Origin of the sequence: Enterobacter sp. LM3 (assembly GCF_046622475.1) — a bacterium.
Taxonomy (GTDB): Bacteria; Pseudomonadota; Gammaproteobacteria; order Enterobacterales; family Enterobacteriaceae; genus Enterobacter; species Enterobacter cloacae_P.
Genome location: NZ_JBJURN010000026.1, coordinates 22001 through 41618, shown reverse-complemented (window position 1 = coordinate 41618; position 19618 = coordinate 22001). Strand labels below are relative to the sequence as shown.

Below are 19618 nucleotides of genomic sequence, written 5' to 3'. Positions count from 1 at the left end.
GTAGTTCAGTCGGTTAGAATACCTGCCTGTCACGCAGGGGGTCGCGGGTTCGAGTCCCGTCCGTTCCGCCACTTATTGAAAGCCCTGAGTTAACGCTCAGGGCTTTTTTCTTGTCTGTTGTATATTTATTGCTAAATTAGCAAAAATCCTCTGCGTTTTACGCTCTTTTTCAGCATAACAGCAACAGTGATAATCCTCCTCAGTTAACGAACACTATGATTAACGAGGAATGACATGACTATCCCTGCATTTGGTCTGGGCACTTTCCGCCTGAAAGACGACATTGTTATCGCATCTGTAAAAACCGCACTTGAGCTTGGCTATCGCACTGTTGATACGGCACAGATTTATGAAAATGAAGCTGCTGTTGGTCAGGCGATTGAAGAGAGTGGCGTGCCGCGTAACGAGCTTTTTATCACCACCAAAATCTGGATTGAGAACCTCAGCAAAGACAAACTGATCCCAGGCCTGAAAGAGAGCCTGAAAAAACTGCGTACCGACTACGTGGATCTGACTCTGGTCCACTGGCCATCACCGAATGATGCCGTGGCAGTGGAAGAGTTTATGAAGGCATTGCTGGAAGCGAAAGAGCAGGGTCTGACCCGTGAAATTGGCATCTCCAACTTCACCATCCCACTGATGGAAAAAGCGATTGCGGCTGTTGGAGCAGAAAATATTGCGACCAACCAGATTGAACTGTCCCCATATCTGCAAAACCGCAAAGTCGTGAACTGGGCAAAACAGCACGGTATTCACATTACCTCTTACATGACGCTGGCTTACGGTAAAGCTCTGAAAGATGAAGTGATTACACGCATCGCAGAGAAGCACAACGCAACAACTGCACAGGTGATCCTGGCATGGGCGATGGGGGAAGGTTATGCCGTTATCCCTTCATCGACCAAACGTGAAAACCTGGCCAGCAATCTGTTAGCTCTGGATCTCCTGCTGGATGATGAAGACAAAAAAGCGATCGCAGCCCTGAATTGCAACGATCGCCTGGTTAGCCCGGAAGGTTTAGCTCCGAACTGGGATTAATATTGACCACCCTCTGTAACCTAAGCCCTCACACAGCTCCTCCTGGAGCTGTTTTTACATGCTCGCTCAGGAAGTCGATAAAAGCACGTATGCGCGTACTTACCGCCCTGTCGCTGTAATACACCGCGCTGAAAGGCATTTCTACCGGCAGACATTTATCTGCCATCAGTTCTACAAGCTCACCGCGTGCTATCTCTTTATCAATCATGTAATCGGATAAACAGGCGATCCCGTTCCCTTCAAGGCACAGCTGCTTTAGCGTCTCCCCACTGTTGGACGATATTCCGCTGGTGATTTCATGAAGTTGCCCATCATGACAGGCGATGGGCCAGGTATTCAGCGATACGGGTTCCGTAAAGCCCAGACACAGATGCTGCTTCAGCTCTTCAACCGTCTCTGGCTTTCCATGCACGGCAATATACTGTGGTGAGGCGATGATTTTACGGTAACTGGCAAACAGAGGACGGGCACGTAAGCTTGAGTCCGTTAAGGTTCCAGCCCGAATCGCGACATCGACTTTCCGCTCAATAAGATTAATAAACGTCTCGGAGGAGACCAGAGATAGCGTCATTTCCGGATAGCGTTCACGAAATGGTTTAACCAGCGGCATCAGGAAATGCAGCACGACAGGGGTGGACGCATCAATACGCAGCAATCCGCGCGGCGTACTGCGGGTTTCCATTATCTCTGTTTCCGCTGCAGCCATCTCCTGCAGAACAGACTGCACGCGACGGAAATAACGCTCACCTTCTTCCGTCAGGCTCAGCTGACGCGTCGTTCGGTTGAGCAGGCTCACCCCAAGCTTCATCTCCAGCTTTTTAACCGAGCGGCTGATAGCAGAGTTAGCTTGTCCAAGCTGTTCGGCCGCGCGGCTAAAGCTGCCGCTTTCGACGACGGCGACAAAGATTGTCAGCTCTTCCGACGTTGCTTTCATTGTTGCACCACCTGCAAAATTCTATTGAGATTTTGACCATTTTTGTTATTTAAGCACTGGCGCATACTCCTTGTCATCTTAATCCTGAAGAGACGGAGTATTTTATGCCACTGGCGCTACTTGCCCTGACGATCAGTGCCTTTGCAATTGGCACGACCGAATTCGTTATTGTAGGACTGGTTCCTGCTATTGCTAATCAACTTGCTATTTCGCTGCCCTCTGCCGGGCTGCTGGTTTCTATCTATGCGCTGGGTGTCGCGGTTGGCGCACCGGTACTGACGGCGCTGACCGGACGCTTTCCGCGTAAGCAGCTGTTAGTTGCCCTGATGGTGCTCTTCACCGCGGGTAATATTCTGGCCTGGCAGGCCCCGGATTACACCACGCTGGTGATTGCCCGGCTACTGACCGGCCTCGCGCATGGCGTGTTCTTCTCCATCGGCTCCACCATTGCAACCAGCCTGGTACCAAAAGAGAAAGCGGCGTCTGCTATTGCGATTATGTTTGGTGGTTTGACCGTTGCACTGGTAACCGGTGTGCCGCTAGGGACGTTTATCGGGCAACATTTCGGCTGGCGTGAAACCTTCCTGGCGGTCTCTTTGCTGGGTGTGATTGCCCTGGTTGCCAGCCTGTTGCTGGTGCCATCAAATATCCACGGACGCGCCAGTGCCAGCCTGAGCGATCAGCTGAAAGTTCTTACTCATCCGCGGTTGCTGATCATCTATGCGGTTACGGCCCTGGGTTATGGTGGCGTATTCACTGCTTTCACCTTCCTGGCTCCGATGATGCAGGATCTCGCAGGATTTTCGCCAAATACGGTGAGCTGGATTTTGCTGGGCTACGGTATCTCAGTTGCGATCGGTAATATCTGGGGGGGCAAACTGGCCGATAAACATGGAGCCGTTCCTGCTCTGAAGTTCATCTTCGCTGCGCTGGTTGTTCTGCTGATGGTTTTCCAGTTTACGGCATCAATGCAATACGCCGCGCTGGTCACGGTACTGGTTATGGGGATCTTCGCTTTTGGCAACGTGCCGGGTCTTCAGGTGTACGTTGTGCAGAAAGCCGAGCTTTATACGCCAAATGCGGTGGATGTAGCATCGGGTCTTAATATTGCGGCATTCAATATTGGCATTGCGCTGGGTTCTATCATCGGCGGGCAAACCGTTGAACACTTCGGCTTAACACAAACGCCGTGGATTGGCGCAGTGATTGTCCTTATTGCCTTCCTGTTGATTGGCTGGAGCGGACGTCTTGATAAACCGGCTCGTGTGGCTCTTGGATAAACAGCAGTAAGTGCTTGCTTACAAATCTGGAAAGCGGTTTCTCCGTAATGGCGTTGAAAGTGTGACCTAAAATCCCTATAACAGTAGAACCAGTCCGTTTTCCGGGCTGGTTCATGTTACAGAGGTCGTTTCCAAAAGTGCGAAAAAATACTTATGCCATGCGTTATGTTGCCGGACTGCCCGCGGAGAGGATCTTGCCTCCGGGGTCGTTTGCGAGCATCAGCCAGGCATTGCCCGCTGGTACACCGTTAAGCAGTGATGAAAAAATCCGGGTACTGGTCTGGAATATCTTTAAGCAACAGCGTGCGGAATGGTTATCCGTGCTCAAGAATTTTGGTAAGGATGCGCATCTGGTTCTGTTACAGGAGGCGCAAACCACTCCTGAACTGGTGAGGTTTGCGACGACTAACTATCTTGCCGCTGATCAGGTACCCGCATTTGTTTTACCGCAACATCCCTCTGGTGTGATGACCCTCTCTGCTGCGCATCCGGTCTATTGCTGTCCGCTGCGTGAGCGCGAGCCAATCCTGCGTCTGGCAAAATCGGCGCTGGTGACGGTTTATCCCCTGCCGGATACCCGTTTGCTGATGGTGGTGAATATCCACGCGGTAAACTTCAGTCTGGGCGTGGATGTGTATAGTAAGCAGTTACTTCCCATTGGCGACCAGATTGCCCATCACAGTGGGCCGATCATTATGGCCGGGGATTTCAATGCCTGGAGCCGTCCGCGCATGAATGCGCTGTATCGCTTTGCGCGTGAAATGTCGCTGCGTGAAGTCCGTTTTACCGATGACCAGCGCAAGAAGGCATTTGGTCGTCCTCTCGATTTTGTCTTCTATCGTGGTTTGAGCGTACATGACGCCTCCGTTCTGGTGACGCGCGCTTCCGATCACAATCCGCTACTCGTCGAATTCAGTCCCGGCAAGCCTGATAAATAATGGTGTGTCAGGTCTGCCGTGGGGCAGACCTGCGCGGGTGCTGCCCTTTATTTTTTTACCAACAAAAGGACAGTACGATGACAACAACACACTCTCATCATGACAACGTAGAAAAACAGTTTGGTTCGCAGGCAAGTGCCTATCTGAGCAGCGCTGTACACGCGTCTGGACGCGACCTGGTGCGTCTCGGTGAACGCCTGGCAGCATTCCCGCAGGCGCACGTGCTGGACTTAGGCTGTGGGGCCGGCCACGCCAGCTTTGCGGCTGCACAGCAGGTTGCTCAGGTCACGGCGTATGATTTATCCAGCCAGATGCTGGAGGTGGTCGCGGAGGCGGCAAAAGCGAAAGGGCTGAGTAATGTTACGACGCGCCAGGGTTATGCCGAATCCTTACCCTTTGAGGATTCGTCATTTGACGTAGTCATCAGCCGCTACTCTGCACATCACTGGCATGATGTCGGGCAGGCATTACGGGAAGTCAAACGCGTGCTCAAGCCGGGCGGGATCTTCATCATTATGGATGTGATGTCCCCGGGGCATCCGGTACGCAATATCTGGCTGCAGACGGTTGAAGCGCTGCGTGACACCTCTCATGTGCAAAACTACTCCAGCGGAGAGTGGTTATCGTTTATCACCGATGCGGGTTTAATTTCACGTTCATTAATGACAGACCGTTTGCCGCTGGAGTTCAGTTCGTGGATCGCGCGCATGCGTACACCTGAAGCGTTAAGCCAGGCTATTCGGCTGTATCAGGAGAGTGCTTCTGCGGAAGTGAAAACCTACTTTGAATTGCAGGACGATGGCTCGTTTACCAGCGATACCATCATGGCTGAAGCGCAAAAAGCGGGATAAAACAAAAAAGGCACCCGGGGGAACGGGTGCCTTTTTATCTTTAGATTGTACTATCAGGAGTCTGGCGTGGCACTGTTCTTCACAAACAGTGTCAACTGGTCGCCTGGTTGCAGATTGTCAGTATCATTATTCCAGCGCATCACATCTTTGATGTTCACGCCGTGTCGTTTTGCGATACTGGACAGTGAATCGCCTTTACGCACGCGATAAGTAATGCTATCGCTGTTGTTGGCGAGACGCTGTGCGCTGCTACCTGCACCCACCGTCAGAGTCTGACCCACTTTCAGGCCTGAGCTGCGCAGATTATTCCACTGCTGCAGATCTTTCGCATTCACGCCAAGACGTGTTGCAATGCCCGAAAGCGTATCACCTGAACGAACCTTGTAACTACGACTGCTTACAGGTGATGTGTCTGCTATCAGCGTTGACTGAACAGCAGCAATTTCACCAGAAGCTAAAGACTCACGTAACTGCTCGGCATGTTTCTGCGGAACCATTACATACTGTGGGCCGCTAGCCCCCAGGGTTGAGCCTTTAACGCCTGCATTAAAGGTTTTCAATTTACTTACCGACATACCCGTCATATCAGCAACCTGTTGAATATCAACCGGGTTGCTGAGGCGAACGCGCGCCAGTGCACGACTTTCGTCTGGTGTTGGCAGTTGAACACCGTAACGCTTGCTGTTCTTGAGAATATCGCTCAATGCCAGCATTTTCGGTACGTAAATCTTCGTTTCCTGTGGCAGTGAGAGCGACCAGAAATCGGTGGATTTACCACGCGCTTTATTCGCCTTCATTGCCTTCAGTACACGACCCTCACCGCTGTTATACGCAGCAACTGTTAACAACCAGTCACCGTCAAACATCTTGTTCAGACGTTGCATCATGTCGAGAGCCGCTGTCGTTGAAGCGACAACATCTCGACGCGCATCGTAGCTGCGGGTCTGTTTCAAACCATAATTGCGCCCTGTGCTCGGAATGATCTGCCAAATACCTGCGGCATTGGCACCAGACGTTGCGTGTGGGTCAAAAGCGCTCTCCACTATGGGTAGGAGTACCAGCTCCATAGGCATGTTACGTTTCTTAACTTGCCCGGCTATCCAGTACATATACGGCTCTGCCCGTAACGTTACATCGTGGAGATAGCTCTTATTTCTCAAATACTTCTGTTTCTGTTCGCGAATCCGGCTGTTTTCCGGAATTCCCATCTTTAGCTCGTCGCCAATAGAGGCCCACAAGTCCTGATCCTGCGCGAATGATGTCCCATCGTCCATCCATCGCGCTGAACTTGTAAACTTCCCTGCTTCCCCTTGACCAGCTGCAGAAAGGCTCTGTGCGTGCTGTTGTACGTTGCTGCCGTTTTGTGACTGGCAACCTACAAGCAGGACAGAGGCGAGTAATATCGCTTTTGCCTTCATGTGTGTGTCAATAGTTGCTTAAAAGACGAGCGATGATAACGACGAAATTTTGAAAAGGCAACCCAGAATTATCGGAAGTTATCTTTCTTTGACCTTAACCATGCAAATCGTTCTTCAGGTTGTTTCAAAATTGTTTCTTGGTTAATTTTATTAATTAAATCAATATCATCTGTTCGTAAAAATAAATTTATTTCCCGCTCATTTTTCAGAATTACGGGGAGTGTTTTTTGGTTTTTTGCGCGTAACTCCTTCACTTTCTGATAATAATCTTGAATCGCACGATCCTCCGGTAAGAGGCTGACTGCAAACTTCATATTTCCTAATGTATACTCATGTGCGCAACAAATGAGAGTATCGTCGGGTAGTGCGTTAATTGCCTGTAAAGATTGATGCATTTGTGCTGGCGTGCCTTCGAATAGCCTTCCGCAGCCGCCAGAAAACAGTGTATCGCCGCAAAAAAGATAAGGATTACTGTAGTAACAAATATGTCCAGAAGTGTGACCTGGTGTGGCAAATACAGAAAACTCCCACCCTGGAATGAGGATTTTTTCGCCATCTTCGACTATCTGTGTCGCTCCCTTATCTTGTGTCTCCTTCGGTCCATATACCACAAGATGCGGAAAATGGGCGCACAGTTCAGGAACACCACCGACGTGATCGTTATGATGGTGGGTCAGGAGTATGGCTTCTGGCTGCCAGCCATTCTCTTTTATTGCGTGTAAAACCGGTGTTGACTCACCGGGATCAACAATGATGCATCGATGAGCGTCATCAACTAAAACCCAGATGTAATTGTCCTGAAAAGCAGGAATACTGATAAGATTCATACATTACCTCTTTTAGCGTGGCGGGTGTTTTGATGAAACCGGCAAGGGTACCTCAGACTGTCGCAGCACCGGAACGTTGGGCGGAATTGCCCTGGGGTGAATATTATCGCGAGGCGTTAGAACAGCAGCTGAAGCCCTGGCTCGCGAAAATGTATGGTTTCCACCTGCTTAAGATTGGCAATCTCAGCGCGGAAATCAATACCGAAAGCTGCGCTATCTCGCATCAGGTCAATGTTTCTCTTGATGGATCGCCCGTTAACGTAAAGGCTGATCCCCTGCATTTGCCGTTTGCCGAAAAATCGGTTGATGCGTGCCTGCTTGCACATACGTTACCCTGGTGTAGCGATCCTCACCGTCTGCTACGTGAAGCCGATCGCGTGTTGATCGATGACGGCTGGCTGGTTATCAGCGGTTTCAATCCGCTTAGCCTGATGGGGCTACGTAAGCTGGTGCCCGTACTACGCCGTACATCACCTTATAACAGCCGAATGTTCACCATGATGCGTCAGCTGGACTGGCTTTCATTGCTGAACTTTGAAGTGCTTTGCTATGGCGGTTTTCAGGTCTTGCCCTGGGCGCGGCAGGGTGGGGTACTGCTAAGCACTCATCTGCCTGCTTTAGGTTGCATGCAGTTCATCGTTGCGCGTAAGCGGACAATTCCCCTTACGCTAAACCCGATGAAACAGAACAAATCGCAAACGCAGATCCGTCAGACCGTTGGCGCAACGCGTCAGTACAGAAAACCCTGATCAGGATTCTGGCTGATAGCCAGTATCTTCATGGACAGGGTTAGAGGCAGCCGTACGGGCAAGTTCGTCACAGCGTTCGTTTTCCGGGTGTCCCGCGTGGCCTTTCACCCATTCCCATTTGATTTCATGCTGACCCAGTGCCGCATCAAGACGCTTCCAGAGGTCGACGTTCTTGACCGGTTTTTTATCTGCTGTTTTCCAGCCGCGTTTTTTCCAGTTGTGGATCCACTGGGTGATGCCCTGACGCACGTATTGACTGTCGGTGCTCAGCACCACGTCACAGTGCTCTTTCAGGGCTTCCAGCGCCACGATGGCCGCCATCAACTCCATGCGGTTGTTAGTGGTCAGGAAATAGCCTTCGCTAAAAGTTTTTTCGTGCTGGCGATAGCGCATAATCGCGCCATAACCGCCAGGTCCTGGGTTGCCGAGACAAGATCCATCGGTGAAAATTTCTACCTGTTTACGCATCTCTGGTAGACTTCCTGTATTTGAAACGTTCAGTTAAACGATAAGTCTGACATAAATGACCGCTATGAGCACTGCAATTACTCGCCAGATTGTCCTCGATACCGAAACCACCGGTATGAACCAGATCGGCGCACACTACGAAGGACACAAGATCATTGAGATCGGTGCTGTTGAAGTGGTGAATCGTCGTCTTACGGGGAACAACTTCCACGTTTACCTCAAACCCGATCGGCTGGTGGATCCAGAAGCGTTCGGCGTTCACGGTATCGCCGATGAGTTTTTGCTGGATAAGCCGACTTTTGCGGATGTGGCGGACGAGTTCCTGGAGTACATCAAAGGTGCCGAGCTCGTCATCCATAACGCATCGTTCGATATCGGCTTTATGGATTATGAATTCAGCAAGCTTAATCGTGATATCCCGAAGACGAACACGTTCTGTAAAGTGACCGATAGTCTGGCACTGGCCAGAAAAATGTTTCCAGGCAAGCGTAACAGCCTCGATGCCCTCTGTTCACGTTATGAGATAGACAACACCAAGCGAACGCTGCACGGCGCACTGCTCGATGCCCAGATACTGGCCGATGTCTATCTGACGATGACGGGTGGTCAGACGTCGATGGCCTTCAGCATGGAAAACGACGCTCAGCAGATGCAGGGTGACGCGGGAATTCAGCGCCTTGTACGTCAGAGCAGCAGGCTACGGGTTGTTTTAGCTAGCGATGAAGAACTGCTAAACCATGAATCCCGTCTGGATCTCGTGCAGAAGAAGGGCGGAAGCTGCATGTGGCGCGCGTAAAAAGGGGCCAGAATGGCTGTAAAATCACCGCCTGGGTGATTTTTGCAGCAAACGATTCAAAACGTGAGAAAAAGCGTTGACGAGTTCGGAGGCAAACCGTAATATTCGCCTCGTTCCCACGGGAACACAGCGGAGCGGTAGTTCAGTCGGTTAGAATACCTGCCTGTCACGCAGGGGGTCGCGGGTTCGAGTCCCGTCCGTTCCGCCACTATTCAGGGCCATGTTATTGATTAACATGGCCCTTTTTCTTGTCTGTAATTTACGGTATGCCATGACCGTTTGGCTGGCGCTGGTGTGCCGTTCCCTTCTGAAAGTATTTGATAACAAACATTTCATCCTCATCATGAATGCTGTGCCTGTTCTCATTAATATGATCGCTGAGACAGCGGGTGACATCGGCGCGGTTCGCGGGAACAGGCTTCTCATCAAGGATCATCAGCATTCGCTCCAGGTCTGCCAGCCCGTTGATGATGATCTTCTTCCAGACTTACACAGGCTGTTGCTTTTGTAATCCCAGCTAAGACCCTTAAACACGTTTGACCTCCCTCCCTGTTGATTAACACACCGCGATGTGAGTAATGTCTTCATTAGCCACATGAGGATTTTCATCTGGCTGGAGAAATAGAGAATGAGAAGGTCAACCAATGCCAACTACCCTGCAAGAACTTAAATAAAATCGGTATTTCAATGTTCCGAAAAATACAAAGTTATTCTACTTACTTAATGTTTATATAGTTACGTAAGTCGCAATTCAGATTCAGAGCTTAATAATCTTATTCATCATCATTACATAATTATAAAGTACAAAAAACTATTGGTTGGTTCCATTTTTTTTAAAAACAATATGTTAGCACTATAGTGTGATGTGATATTTCATATGAAGATTATTCATGCAAGCCTATGAAAGCTGTGTATTTTTATACAAATGAAGATCTTGTTTATATTCATTCTTTTGTATAAAGTGTAAAAAAATTAAGGTTATGACTCCAATTAGTCGAGTATATGTTGTTTGATGAAGGCTTCGATGACTTTTCATGGACTTATATAGAGCGCGAGAAACGAGCCAGACGTTTGATACGGGTTCGCAACGTCATATTGCTATGCTCATTGCGTAAAAATCTTGCCGGTCAGATGCTTATCCTTTAGCACTTCCCGGCCATAGCTGTCGGGCCTTACACCAACGAAGCTCCATTGCTCATCGAGTTTGTAGATAAGCGCCGCACCGGAATGGGCGACTGGCGAAGACGTTATTCGCTTCGGCGTGAGTTTTTTAAGTACGGAAAACCGTGTTGATACCGATTTTCAGCGTCCTTGCCGTATCGCGAACCCCGGTGCTGTTGAAGGTTATATCAACGATTTGCTCTTTAACACCGGCTTTCTGGCCTGCCAGGTGTCGGTGAGCGGGAATACGCATCGACACTCACGACAACGGAAACAACTTTGGCCTTTAGGATGTTCCGGTCATGGTGATAAACCAGAACAGAATTACAACGGGAACAATGAACGTTAACGCGTGCCAGGAGAAAATCTCAAAACCCCAGATTATATATCAGATTCAACCAATTAGAGGCATCATCAACATGAGTTACTCTAATTTTCAAAGTAGGCTAGTTCAGGAGTCGTTATGTATAGCGATCTGTACACTCTTAATGAGCAGGTCCGCACAGCGCTGTCCGATATAGGAAGGGAAATTTCAATCCACTCAGAGAGAGTAGAGGTTACTGCTTCACCAAAAAAGATTTGGCGCTTAAAGCGCCACGACACAAAGTTGATTTATGTACTCACTGCAGGAGAAGTCGAACTCTGCAATGTGCATAACAACATTATATTAGCGAATATCAATCACCAGGCCGTTTTTGGTTTATCAACGATGCTTTCTAAGCGGGAATGTTATTATATCCGCACGGTATCTGATGTTAAGTTGTCGTATCTCAAACTGCATGATTTTATGCGACTGGTGGAAGAAAAAAAGTTATGGAAAGACGTTTCATTGATACTCACATGGTATCTTGAAATTTACTGTTTCAGGGAGGAGTTGAATTCCAGAACGACCAATAGCTATAGCATTGTTAAGCCCTATCTTGAAATGCTGTGGGAGCATAACCAAGAGAGTTTAAACGATGTTTCGATATTTACTTTTATTTTAAATCGTACGTCCGTGTCACGGAGTACATTAAACAAAATCTTAAAAAATCTCTCTGATGGCGGATATATTACCGTTAATCGTGGAAGACTTGTCGATTTGAAACCCCTACCTGCGGGTTATTAATACGTCTATTATTTTTTTGTTTTTCCTTTCTGAAAAACTCTTGATCCCTTTATGGGGATATCGTTCACGTTGCCATTTTACAGGCACTACACACGCATATATAAAATTTGGATAAACGCTATTGGCACCGTTTTATTGGGCAAATATCGGAGGATGACGCAGCTTTAATTAACAATGCTGTGCTGCATCGGTACGCCTGAATACTGAACGAAAATTTTAACAAAAGACATTTTGAATTTCCACTGGAGTTAATGATGAACAGAAGTACTGACATGGTTATAAAACGAATTTCGAACAATAACGGCACTCGCGTATTTCTTAAAAATGCGATTACGACATTACTTTTTACCGCGCCGCTGAGTGTGCCTGTATTTGCCGCGTCTAACGCGACCGTTATTGATAACGGTGCTACGGTAATCGTTCCTGACACTCAAAGTAGTCCGTGGATTTTACCGGGAGCTATCTACGCCGGGGAAAATAGTACAGGTTCACTGACCATTACTAAAGGTGGCGTTGTTCAGTCCGGCACCACCGCTTCCGGCACCAGCGGTTCTGTTCTCGGATATAATTCGGGCAGTACCGGAACCCTCACCGTTGACGGCGGTGCCTGGTACGATGGTGTAGATCCCTCTAATCAGACGCTATCTAACGGTACGACTGCTGTTGGCGGAGGTGGTACAGGGACGCTGAATGTTTTCAATGGCGGAAAGGTCGGACTGGTATTCATGAACGTCGGCCAGAACGATAATAGCACGGGTACTGTTGTGGTGGATGGTGTCGATTCGCAGTTGTTAGCCACGACAACCTCCTCTTCGGGGATAACCGTAGGTACCAATGGCAACGGTTCGGTGACCATCAGTAACGGCGGCTCTATCATTAGTAATTCTTCCACTGGTGTCGGCTGGGGAAAAAATTCTAACGGTATAGTGAATGTCGACGGCTCGGGTTCGGGCTGGGTAATCAACAGCGGTCCGATGAACGTCGGTGGTGCCGGAACCGGTAGCATGAGTGTTACTAACGGCGGTGTAGTGAAAAGCGCTGGCGGAGCGATTGCCGGGGGCAGCCCTGCCGACGATGCCGCAGGTAAAGGTGACGTCATTATCGACGGTCCAGGCTCCCTTTGGGATATTGGCGCACGAGAGCTGAGCATCGGTGCTCAAAATAGTGCAACTAAGTTACCGTCTGGTAATGGTACCTTGATTGTATCCAACCAGGGTCAACTTAATGCCCAAAGTATCAATGTCGATGCCGAAAATGGCACGGTGGCAATCGGTGCTTTAGCCGGGCAAACGGCTAAGGCAGCAGGAACTATCAATGCCAAAAAAATAATTTTAGCCAATACCAACAGCAATCTGGTGTTTAACCATACCGACACCTCCGGCAACTATATTTTCGCACCCGTTATTAGTGGCCTGGGTAATGTCAGCCAACTGAGCGGCATTACCGTCATTAACGGTGTGAATACTTATATCGGTACCACCACTATCGATGGCGGTGCGCTTATCGTTGGCGATGCAGCCAATTCAACGGCAGTGCTGAACGGTGCCAAAGCCGCTGATGTTACGGTGGGTAGCAATGGCACTCTGGCTGGTACAGGCGTAGTCAATGGCAACGTGGTTAACAACGGCATGGTTGCCTCGCTCAATACGCTTTCCGGTCAGGAAAGTCAGCCAAACAGTAACTTTACGCTCGCAGGTGGTATCGAAAACAACGGTATTATCAACCTGGCGGGCGCACAGCCGGGTAATACCCTGACCGTCAGCAACCAATATACCGGCAACAACGGTACGCTTATCCTGAAAACTTATATGGGTGATGACAGCTCGGCAAGCGATCGCCTGGTGCTGAACAACGCCAAAGCCGACGGCAATACCTCTCTTATCATCAAGCATGGTGGCGGTACCGGCGCGCGTACTAACACCGGGATCCTGCTGATTGATGCCCAGAACGGCAGTACCACCACGCCTGATGCCTTCCGTCTGTCACCCTCTTCGGATGGTTACCGCCAGAATATCGGCACCATCGCTGCAGGTGCTTATGATTACTCACTGACCAGAGGCGGAGATGGCAGTGCAGGTAACCCGGAGTCCTGGTACTTAACTTCCCGTGAAGTGAAGCCGATGACTCCGCTGACGCCGAGCTCGCCACGTCCGGTAACCCCTCCGGTTACAGACCAGGGCAATCAACCGTCGGTTGACCCGATAGTGCCGATGACTCCGCTGACGCCGAGTTCGCCGCGTCCGGTAACCCCTCCGGTTACAGACCCGAGCACTCCAGCCGAACCAGCAACACCGTCGACCCCGGTATTACGTCCTGAAATAGGTTCTTATATCGATAACCTGCGTGCTGCCAACACCATCTTCGCCATGCGTTTACACGACCGCCTGGGTGAAACCCAGTATCTGGACGATATGTCCGGTAACGGCAAAGTAAGCTCTATGTGGATGCGTAACATCGGCGGGCATACCGGTTCGCACGTGGGCAATGATGCCATCGCGACCAATGCGAATCGCTACGTCATACAGATTGGCGGTGATATCGTCGACTGGTCAAATGATGGTCTTGATCGCTACCTGGTCGGTCTGATAGGAGGCTACGCCAATCAGAAAAGCCACAGCGTTTCCCACGCTTCCGGCTACAACTCTCGCGGCAGCCTGAACGGCTACAGCGTCGGGGTTTATGGTACCTGGTATGCCAACGACACCACCAAACAAGGTACCTACGTTGATACCTGGGCCCTGTACAACTGGTTCAACAACAGCGTCAGCGGTCAGGGTCTGCCGTCTGAAAGCTACAAATCCAATGGCTTTACCGCCTCCGTTGAAGCGGGTTACACCCATAAAACTGGTGAATATCAGACGCTGAATGGCATGGTTAACCAGGTCTTTATCCAGCCGAAGGCGCAGGTCACCTGGATGGGGGTGAAAGCCGACAACCATACCGAGATTAACGGTACAAGCGTCAGTGGTACCGGTGATAATAATATCCAGACCCGTCTCGGTGTGAGAGCCTTTATTAAAGGACAAAGCAAACTGGATGAAGGTAGTCAGCGTGAATTTGAACCTTTCGTGGAAGCGAACTGGATTTATAACACTGACAACTACGGTGTAAATATGGATGGTGTCAGCACTTATATGGACGGCACACGAAATATTGGTGAGCTGAAGCTGGGTGTTGAGGGAAAAATTAACCGTCAGGCGACGCTGTGGGCGAACGTAGCACAACAGATCGGTGACAAGGGATACAGTGACACTCAGGGAACCGTTGGGGTAAAATACGCCTTCTGATAAACCCAGATTGAAAAGACCGGGCAATCTATTTGCCCGGTTCTGGAGACAATATGAAATTAGCAATTGGGATCTTTTTAGGGTTATTCAGTTTTGGTGCGCTGGCGGCAACTCCAGAAACCGCCGCCCTATGGACACCGGGAAAAGGCGTACTGTGCGATAAGTACATTTGTGCCGATGCTACCGGCGTATCCATTCCACTGACTGAAAAATATGTGGGTAAAACTCGTGCTTATAAATTAAAAGCCATGGGCGAATTTGATACCACCTCTTTCACCTTCGTGACCGGTCTTTCCTGCGACGTGAAAGAAAAGCTCTGTCGTCAGGATCGCTATTACGGTGCCGATGGCAAGCGCAGCGGTAAGATAAACAAATACTATACCAAAGTGGTATTTGGTGGTTTTTAACGTTCTTTTGTCGTTAGATTCACCGTTTTCTGCTGTTGAATTAACAATGCGATTTACCGGAAATTGATTGAAATAAGACACTTCTCTGGATCAATTTGTGAACTGCGGGACTGCATAACTTCAACGTCATAGCGTAAAACCCTATACCGGGTGTTTTATGCTCTGACTTATAAAAGCCCGGGTGAGGCATTGCCACCACCCGGTTTTATTCATTCGATATTAAACGGGTCTGCATCCTGCCACGCGGGAAACTTCTCGCGATACTCCTTCAGCGCAGTCAACGACAGCTCAGCATCAATACGTGTCGCCTGATGTGGCTCGGCAGTCGCAATAATTTCACCCTGCGGATTCACTACCCGGCTGTCACCACGATAGTGATGCCCGTTGCCATCCGTACCCACGCGATTACAGCCCACAACATACGCCTGGTTCTCAATAGCACGCGCTACCAGCAGTGACTGCCAGTGCAGTGAGCGTGGGGCAGGCCAGTTGGCAACATATAGCGCCAGATCGTAATCATTGCGGTTGCGCGACCAAACCGGGAAGCGCAGGTCGTAGCACACCAGCGGCAAAATACGCCAGCCGCGCCACTCAAACACCACTCGTTCGTTACCTGCTTCATAGTGATGATGCTCATCCGCCATGCGGAACAAGTGGCGTTTATCGTAAAAATGCACTTTCCCCTCTGGTTCAACCAACAGGAACCGGTTCACCGGCCCGCGTTCGGTTTGCAGGGCCGCGCTCCCGGCAATCAGCGCGTTTGTGTGTTGTGCTTTGGCATGCATCCAGGCGACCACATCTTCCTGCGGCATCGACTGTTTAGCGGCTTCCATTGCGAAACCGGTGGTGAACATCTCCGGCAGGACAATCACATCACGCCCGGTAATCTCTTCCAGTTGACGATCAAAGTGGCGCAGGTTGGCGGGGCCATCCATCCACACTAAAGGTTGCTGCAAAATCGAAATCTTCAGACCAGGCACAATTCAGACTCCTCAAACGACCACTTTTTGACACTGTAGCACGACACAACGAGAAAATGTGGCAATAAAAAACCCCGCACGGGGCGGGGTTTGTACACGCGAAATGCGTTATGCGGCTTCAGGTTTGCGGGCCTTCTCCGGCAGCTTTACTGGCTGGGTTGCCAGCTCCTCTGGTTCGAAATCATCCACGTTAATGCTGCGCAGACGGCTCTCTTCGGCTTTCACCAGAATAGCGGCTTCATCCTTATCGATGATTCCACCTGCCAGCGCCTGTTTTGCCAGTTCATCCAGGCGGGTAAAGGACAGATTTTTACCCAGCTGTTTGCAGATCTTCTGGTGAATTGGGTCGGCGGCCATGACATCCAGCAGCGCCTCTTCCAGCAGACCCACCGGGTTATGTGGCGATGGAGTCAGATACTGACCACGACCAATACGTGAGCGGGTTGCACTCGGTACCTGGAGGATCTTCGCCACTTTATGATCCAGTTTGTCAGACGGAGCCAGATGATGACGACCGGTAGGGAAGATCACCACGCGCAGGGCACCAGCGACAAAACGGTTCGGGAAGTTCGCCAGCAGATCGTCAATCGCCTGTTCTGCCTGGTGCATGGCGTCCTGTACGCCCCAGTGTACCAGCGGCAGATCCGCTTCCTGACGGCCTTCGTCGTCGTAGCGCTTCAGTACCGCAGAAGCCAGGAACACCTGACTCAGCACATCCCCCAGACGGGCAGAGATACGCTCACGACGCTTCAGGCTACCGCCCAGCACGGCCATAGAGACGTCAGACAGCAGAGCCAGGTTGGCGCTCAGGCGGTTCAGCTGTTGGTAATAACGTCGGGTGGCATCACCAGTTGGTGTTGCGCTGGTGCGACCGTTGGTCAGACCCAGCCAGAAACTACGCACCTTGTTGCTGCCGACATGACCAATATGTTTAAACAGCAGCTTATCGAAGGCATCAACGTCATTATTTTGCGCGGCGGCCATCTCTTCCAGCACATACGGATGGCAGCGAATTGCCCCCTGGCCGAAGATCATCATGCTGCGGGTCAGGATGTTTGCCCCTTCCACGGTGATAGCAATGGGTGCGCCCTGATAGCCGCGCGCCAGGAAGTTACCTTCGCCGAGCATAATGCCTTTACCCCCGGCAATGTCCATCGCATCAATGATGGATTGCTGTGCACGGTGGGTGCAGTGATACTTCACAATTGCCGACAGTACGGCCGGTTTTTCGCCCAGCATAATGCCGTAGGTAATCAGCGAAGCCGCAGCATCCATCACGTAAGCATTGCCTGCAATGCGCGCCAGTGGTTCTTCAATACCTTCCATCTTGCCGATGGAGATTTTGAACTGACGGCGGATGTGGGCGTAAGCACCAATTCCCATCGCCACAGATTTCAGACCACCGGTTGAGTTCGACGGCAGAGTAATACCGCGACCAACAGACAGACATTCCACCAGCATACGCCAGCCCTGACCGGCCATTTTCGGGCCACCGATGATGTAATCAATCGGTACAAAGATATCCTGGCCACGTGTCGGACCGTTCTGGAACGGCACGTTCAGCGGGAAGTGACGACGGCCAATTTCAACGCCCGGGGTAGAGGTTGGGATCAGCGCACAGGTAATGCCCAGGTCCTCTTCGCCACCCAGCAGTTTTTCCGGGTCAGAGAGTTTAAAGGCCAGACCCAGCACGGTGGCGATAGGTGCAAGAGTGATATAGCGTTTGTTCCAGGTCAGGCGCATACCCAGCACCTGCTCACCCTGCCATTCCCCCATACAGACCACGCCGGTATCCGGGATCGCACCCGCATCAGAGCCTGCTTCCGGGCTGGTCAGCGCGAAGCATGGGATTTCCAGGCCACGCGCCAGGCGCGGCAGGTAGTGATCTTTCTGCTCTTCAGTACCGTAATGCTGCAGCAGTTCACCAGGGCCTAAGGAGTTAGGTACACCGACGGTGATCGCCAGGATCCCTGAGACACCTGCCAGTTTTTGCAGCACGCGAGCCTGAGCGTAAGCGGAGAATTCCAGACCGCCATACTCTTTCTTAATGATCATCGCAAAGAAGCGATGTTCTTTCAGGTAGGCCCACAGTTCTGGCGGCAGGTCGGCCATTTCGTGGGTGATGGCAAAGTCGTTTGCCATGCGGCACGCTTCTTCCACCGGGCCATCAATAAAGGCTTGTTCTTCGGCGGTCAGACGTGGCTGCGGATAGTTATGCAGCTTTTTCCAGTCCGGGTTACCCTGGAACAGGTCGCCTTCCCACCAGGTGGTACCCGCATCAATCGCTTCTTTCTCAGTACGCGACATCGGCGGCATCACTTTACGGAAGCCTTTGAACACCGGTGCGGAGATCATTGATTTACGCATCGGGGCAAAGTTAAACGGCAGCAGAATGATGGCCAGTGGAACTAAAAGCCAGATATTCCAGAGACCTGCGACGCCAAATGCTGCCGTCCAGACCAGCAGAATCAGGCTGCTCAGGAATAAACTTACACGGTGATAGAACAACACACCGAGCAGAACAACGGTTGCGAGAATGCTCAAAATCATCATAAAGAAAAGCTCCCTTGCTTGTAGGAGGTCTGACCACTTGTGATGATATGGTTGTAGTGGATGTTATTTTTTTTAGCAATGAATTTACAAAATAATTACAACCTGGTTCACATTGTTCGTGTTTTAGCAGGCACGAAAAATCAAAACGCCGGACGATTCACATGGCTTTAGCTTCTCGCTTTTAACGCTATCCGGTACACTCCACTGTGTTATTTCATCAATACTGAAGGATTATCCTCATGTACCAGGATCTTATTCGTAACGAACTGAACGAAGCGGCGGAAACGCTGGCGAACTTTCTGAAAGATGATGCCAATATTCACGCTATTCAGCGCGCGGCGGTCCTGCTGGCCGACAGCTTCAAAGCCGGTGGTAAAGTGCTCTCCTGCGGTAACGGTGGCTCCCACTGTGACGCCATGCACTTCGCAGAAGAGCTGACCGGGCGTTATCGCGAAAACCGTCCGGGCTACCCGGCGATTGCGATTTCTGACGTGAGCCACATCTCCTGCGTGAGCAACGATTTTGGTTACGACTATGTCTTCTCCCGCTATGTTGAAGCCGTGGGGCGTGAAGGTGATGTGCTGCTGGGGATTTCTACCTCCGGTAACTCTGGTAACGTGATCAAAGCGATTGCTGCCGCGCGTGAAAAAGGGATGAAAGTTATCACCCTGACCGGTAAAGATGGCGGTAAAATGGCCGGTACCGCGGACATTGAGATCCGTGTTCCGCACTTCGGTTATGCCGATCGCATTCAGGAAATTCACATCAAAGTGATCCACATCCTGATCCAGCTGATCGAAAAAGAGATGGTTAAGTAAGACTT

At 50.5% G+C, this 19618-nt stretch carries 16 protein-coding genes, 1 tRNA gene and 2 pseudogenes; 11 read left to right on the top strand and 8 right to left on the bottom strand.

All coding sequences use genetic code 11. From position 1 onward, the window contains the following. Nucleotides 1–234: 234 nt before the first annotated feature. Nucleotides 235–1038 carry a 2,5-didehydrogluconate reductase DkgB gene (gene dkgB / locus ACJ9N4_RS19750; RefSeq protein WP_182919444.1) on the top strand — a complete coding sequence of 268 codons (804 nt, stop codon included), beginning with the start codon at nucleotides 235–237 and terminating at the stop codon, nucleotides 1036–1038. A 28-nt stretch (nucleotides 1039–1066) separates the two neighbouring features. Here dkgB and yafC read toward each other — a convergent pair whose 3' ends face one another. After that, nucleotides 1067–1972 carry a DNA-binding transcriptional regulator YafC gene (gene yafC / locus ACJ9N4_RS19745; protein WP_182273836.1) on the bottom strand — a complete coding sequence of 302 codons (906 nt, stop codon included), beginning with the start codon at nucleotides 1970–1972 and terminating at the stop codon, nucleotides 1067–1069. Between the two features lie 104 nt (nucleotides 1973–2076). Between yafC and ACJ9N4_RS19740 the strand changes: the two genes are divergently transcribed. The 3 genes from ACJ9N4_RS19740 to ACJ9N4_RS19730 all read left to right on the top strand — a co-directional run bounded on the left by ACJ9N4_RS19740 (nucleotide 2077) and on the right by ACJ9N4_RS19730 (nucleotide 5041). Continuing rightward, nucleotides 2077–3252: an MFS transporter gene (locus ACJ9N4_RS19740; RefSeq protein ID WP_182273837.1), complete on the top strand. Its 1176-nt coding sequence runs from the start codon at nucleotides 2077–2079 to the stop codon at nucleotides 3250–3252. 137 nt (nucleotides 3253–3389) lie between these two features. Further along, nucleotides 3390–4190 carry an endonuclease/exonuclease/phosphatase family protein gene (locus ACJ9N4_RS19735; protein WP_182273838.1) on the top strand — a complete coding sequence of 267 codons (801 nt, stop codon included), beginning with the start codon at nucleotides 3390–3392 and terminating at the stop codon, nucleotides 4188–4190. Nucleotides 4191–4267: 77 nt separating this feature from the next. Then, nucleotides 4268–5041: a class I SAM-dependent methyltransferase gene (locus tag ACJ9N4_RS19730; protein ID WP_182273839.1), complete on the top strand. Its 774-nt coding sequence runs from the start codon at nucleotides 4268–4270 to the stop codon at nucleotides 5039–5041. A gap of 53 nt (nucleotides 5042–5094) precedes the next feature. Here ACJ9N4_RS19730 and mltD read toward each other — a convergent pair whose 3' ends face one another. Both mltD and gloB read right to left on the bottom strand, forming a co-directional pair. Beyond that, nucleotides 5095–6459 (bottom strand): murein transglycosylase D, encoded by a 1365-nt coding sequence (mltD, locus tag ACJ9N4_RS19725; RefSeq protein ID WP_182273840.1) that lies wholly within the window; start codon nucleotides 6457–6459, stop codon nucleotides 5095–5097. Between the two features lie 68 nt (nucleotides 6460–6527). After that, nucleotides 6528–7286 (bottom strand): hydroxyacylglutathione hydrolase, encoded by a 759-nt coding sequence (gene gloB / locus ACJ9N4_RS19720; RefSeq protein ID WP_182919445.1) that lies wholly within the window; start codon nucleotides 7284–7286, stop codon nucleotides 6528–6530. 32 nt (nucleotides 7287–7318) lie between these two features. Here gloB and ACJ9N4_RS19715 point away from each other — a divergent pair, with 32 nt between their 5' ends. Beyond that, nucleotides 7319–8035 carry a class I SAM-dependent methyltransferase gene (locus ACJ9N4_RS19715; protein WP_182919446.1) on the top strand — a complete coding sequence of 239 codons (717 nt, stop codon included), beginning with the start codon at nucleotides 7319–7321 and terminating at the stop codon, nucleotides 8033–8035. Here ACJ9N4_RS19715 and rnhA read toward each other — a convergent pair whose 3' ends face one another. Further along, a complete protein-coding gene (gene rnhA, locus ACJ9N4_RS19710; protein WP_182273843.1) occupies nucleotides 8036–8503 on the bottom strand; it encodes a ribonuclease HI in 468 nt (155 codons plus the stop codon). Nucleotides 8504–8567: 64 nt separating this feature from the next. Between rnhA and dnaQ the strand changes: the two genes are divergently transcribed. Next, nucleotides 8568–9299, top strand: a complete 732-nt coding sequence (gene dnaQ, locus ACJ9N4_RS19705) for a DNA polymerase III subunit epsilon (protein WP_196390842.1) — start codon at nucleotides 8568–8570, stop codon at nucleotides 9297–9299. Between the two features lie 131 nt (nucleotides 9300–9430). After that, a tRNA-Asp gene (locus tag ACJ9N4_RS19700) sits at nucleotides 9431–9507 on the top strand. Between the two features lie 84 nt (nucleotides 9508–9591). On the opposite strand, the pseudogene ACJ9N4_RS19695 reads toward ACJ9N4_RS19700, so the two are convergent. Beyond that, a pseudogene (locus ACJ9N4_RS19695) lies at nucleotides 9592–9845 on the bottom strand (DUF4942 domain-containing protein); the annotation flags it as partial. A gap of 494 nt (nucleotides 9846–10339) precedes the next feature. Further along, nucleotides 10340–10819: pseudogene (locus tag ACJ9N4_RS19690) on the bottom strand (IS1 family transposase). A gap of 104 nt (nucleotides 10820–10923) precedes the next feature. On the opposite strand from ACJ9N4_RS19690, the gene ACJ9N4_RS19685 reads away from it, so the two are divergent. The 3 genes from ACJ9N4_RS19685 to ACJ9N4_RS19675 all read left to right on the top strand — a co-directional run bounded on the left by ACJ9N4_RS19685 (nucleotide 10924) and on the right by ACJ9N4_RS19675 (nucleotide 15262). Further along, a complete protein-coding gene (locus tag ACJ9N4_RS19685) occupies nucleotides 10924–11568 on the top strand; it encodes a helix-turn-helix domain-containing protein (RefSeq protein WP_182273845.1) in 645 nt (214 codons plus the stop codon). A 272-nt stretch (nucleotides 11569–11840) separates the two neighbouring features. Further along, complete coding sequence (locus tag ACJ9N4_RS19680; protein WP_232105440.1) at nucleotides 11841–14855, top strand: autotransporter outer membrane beta-barrel domain-containing protein; 3015 nt, start codon at nucleotides 11841–11843, stop codon at nucleotides 14853–14855. A gap of 53 nt (nucleotides 14856–14908) precedes the next feature. Further along, nucleotides 14909–15262 carry a YcgJ family protein gene (locus ACJ9N4_RS19675; protein WP_411500729.1) on the top strand — a complete coding sequence of 118 codons (354 nt, stop codon included), beginning with the start codon at nucleotides 14909–14911 and terminating at the stop codon, nucleotides 15260–15262. A gap of 209 nt (nucleotides 15263–15471) precedes the next feature. Here the strand turns inward: ACJ9N4_RS19675 and ACJ9N4_RS19670 are convergent, their stop codons facing one another. Together ACJ9N4_RS19670 and fadE are read right to left on the bottom strand one after the other, a co-directional pair. After that, nucleotides 15472–16242, bottom strand: coding sequence for an amidohydrolase (locus ACJ9N4_RS19670; RefSeq protein WP_182273848.1), 771 nt, complete (start codon nucleotides 16240–16242; stop codon nucleotides 15472–15474). Between the two features lie 108 nt (nucleotides 16243–16350). Then, a complete protein-coding gene (gene fadE, locus ACJ9N4_RS19665; protein WP_182919449.1) occupies nucleotides 16351–18795 on the bottom strand; it encodes an acyl-CoA dehydrogenase FadE in 2445 nt (814 codons plus the stop codon). A 239-nt stretch (nucleotides 18796–19034) separates the two neighbouring features. Between fadE and lpcA the strand changes: the two genes are divergently transcribed. Next, the gene (lpcA, locus tag ACJ9N4_RS19660; RefSeq protein WP_028017728.1) at nucleotides 19035–19613 is read left to right on the top strand and encodes a D-sedoheptulose 7-phosphate isomerase; all 579 of its coding nucleotides are present in this window, start codon (nucleotides 19035–19037) and stop codon (nucleotides 19611–19613) included. Nucleotides 19614–19618 lie beyond the last annotated feature (5 nt).

Bases quoted from the DNA above. Each gene is read 5' to 3' on its own strand.
- dkgB (WP_182919444.1), top strand. From the start codon at position 235: ATGACTATCCCTGCATTTGGTCTGGGCACTTTCCGCCTGAAAGACGAC.
- yafC (WP_182273836.1), bottom strand. From the start codon at position 1,972: ATGAAAGCAACGTCGGAAGAGCTGACAATCTTTGTCGCCGTCGTCGAA.
- ACJ9N4_RS19740 (WP_182273837.1), top strand. From the start codon at position 2,077: ATGCCACTGGCGCTACTTGCCCTGACGATCAGTGCCTTTGCAATTGGC.
- ACJ9N4_RS19730 (WP_182273839.1), top strand. From the start codon at position 4,268: ATGACAACAACACACTCTCATCATGACAACGTAGAAAAACAGTTTGGT.
- mltD (WP_182273840.1), bottom strand. From the start codon at position 6,459: ATGAAGGCAAAAGCGATATTACTCGCCTCTGTCCTGCTTGTAGGTTGC.
- gloB (WP_182919445.1), bottom strand. From the start codon at position 7,286: ATGAATCTTATCAGTATTCCTGCTTTTCAGGACAATTACATCTGGGTT.
- ACJ9N4_RS19715 (WP_182919446.1), top strand. From the start codon at position 7,319: ATGAAACCGGCAAGGGTACCTCAGACTGTCGCAGCACCGGAACGTTGG.
- rnhA (WP_182273843.1), bottom strand. From the start codon at position 8,503: ATGCGTAAACAGGTAGAAATTTTCACCGATGGATCTTGTCTCGGCAAC.
- dnaQ (WP_196390842.1), top strand. From the start codon at position 8,568: ATGAGCACTGCAATTACTCGCCAGATTGTCCTCGATACCGAAACCACC.
- ACJ9N4_RS19685 (WP_182273845.1), top strand. From the start codon at position 10,924: ATGTATAGCGATCTGTACACTCTTAATGAGCAGGTCCGCACAGCGCTG.
- ACJ9N4_RS19680 (WP_232105440.1), top strand. From the start codon at position 11,841: ATGGTTATAAAACGAATTTCGAACAATAACGGCACTCGCGTATTTCTT.
- ACJ9N4_RS19675 (WP_411500729.1), top strand. From the start codon at position 14,909: ATGAAATTAGCAATTGGGATCTTTTTAGGGTTATTCAGTTTTGGTGCG.
- fadE (WP_182919449.1), bottom strand. From the start codon at position 18,795: ATGATGATTTTGAGCATTCTCGCAACCGTTGTTCTGCTCGGTGTGTTG.
- lpcA (WP_028017728.1), top strand. From the start codon at position 19,035: ATGTACCAGGATCTTATTCGTAACGAACTGAACGAAGCGGCGGAAACG.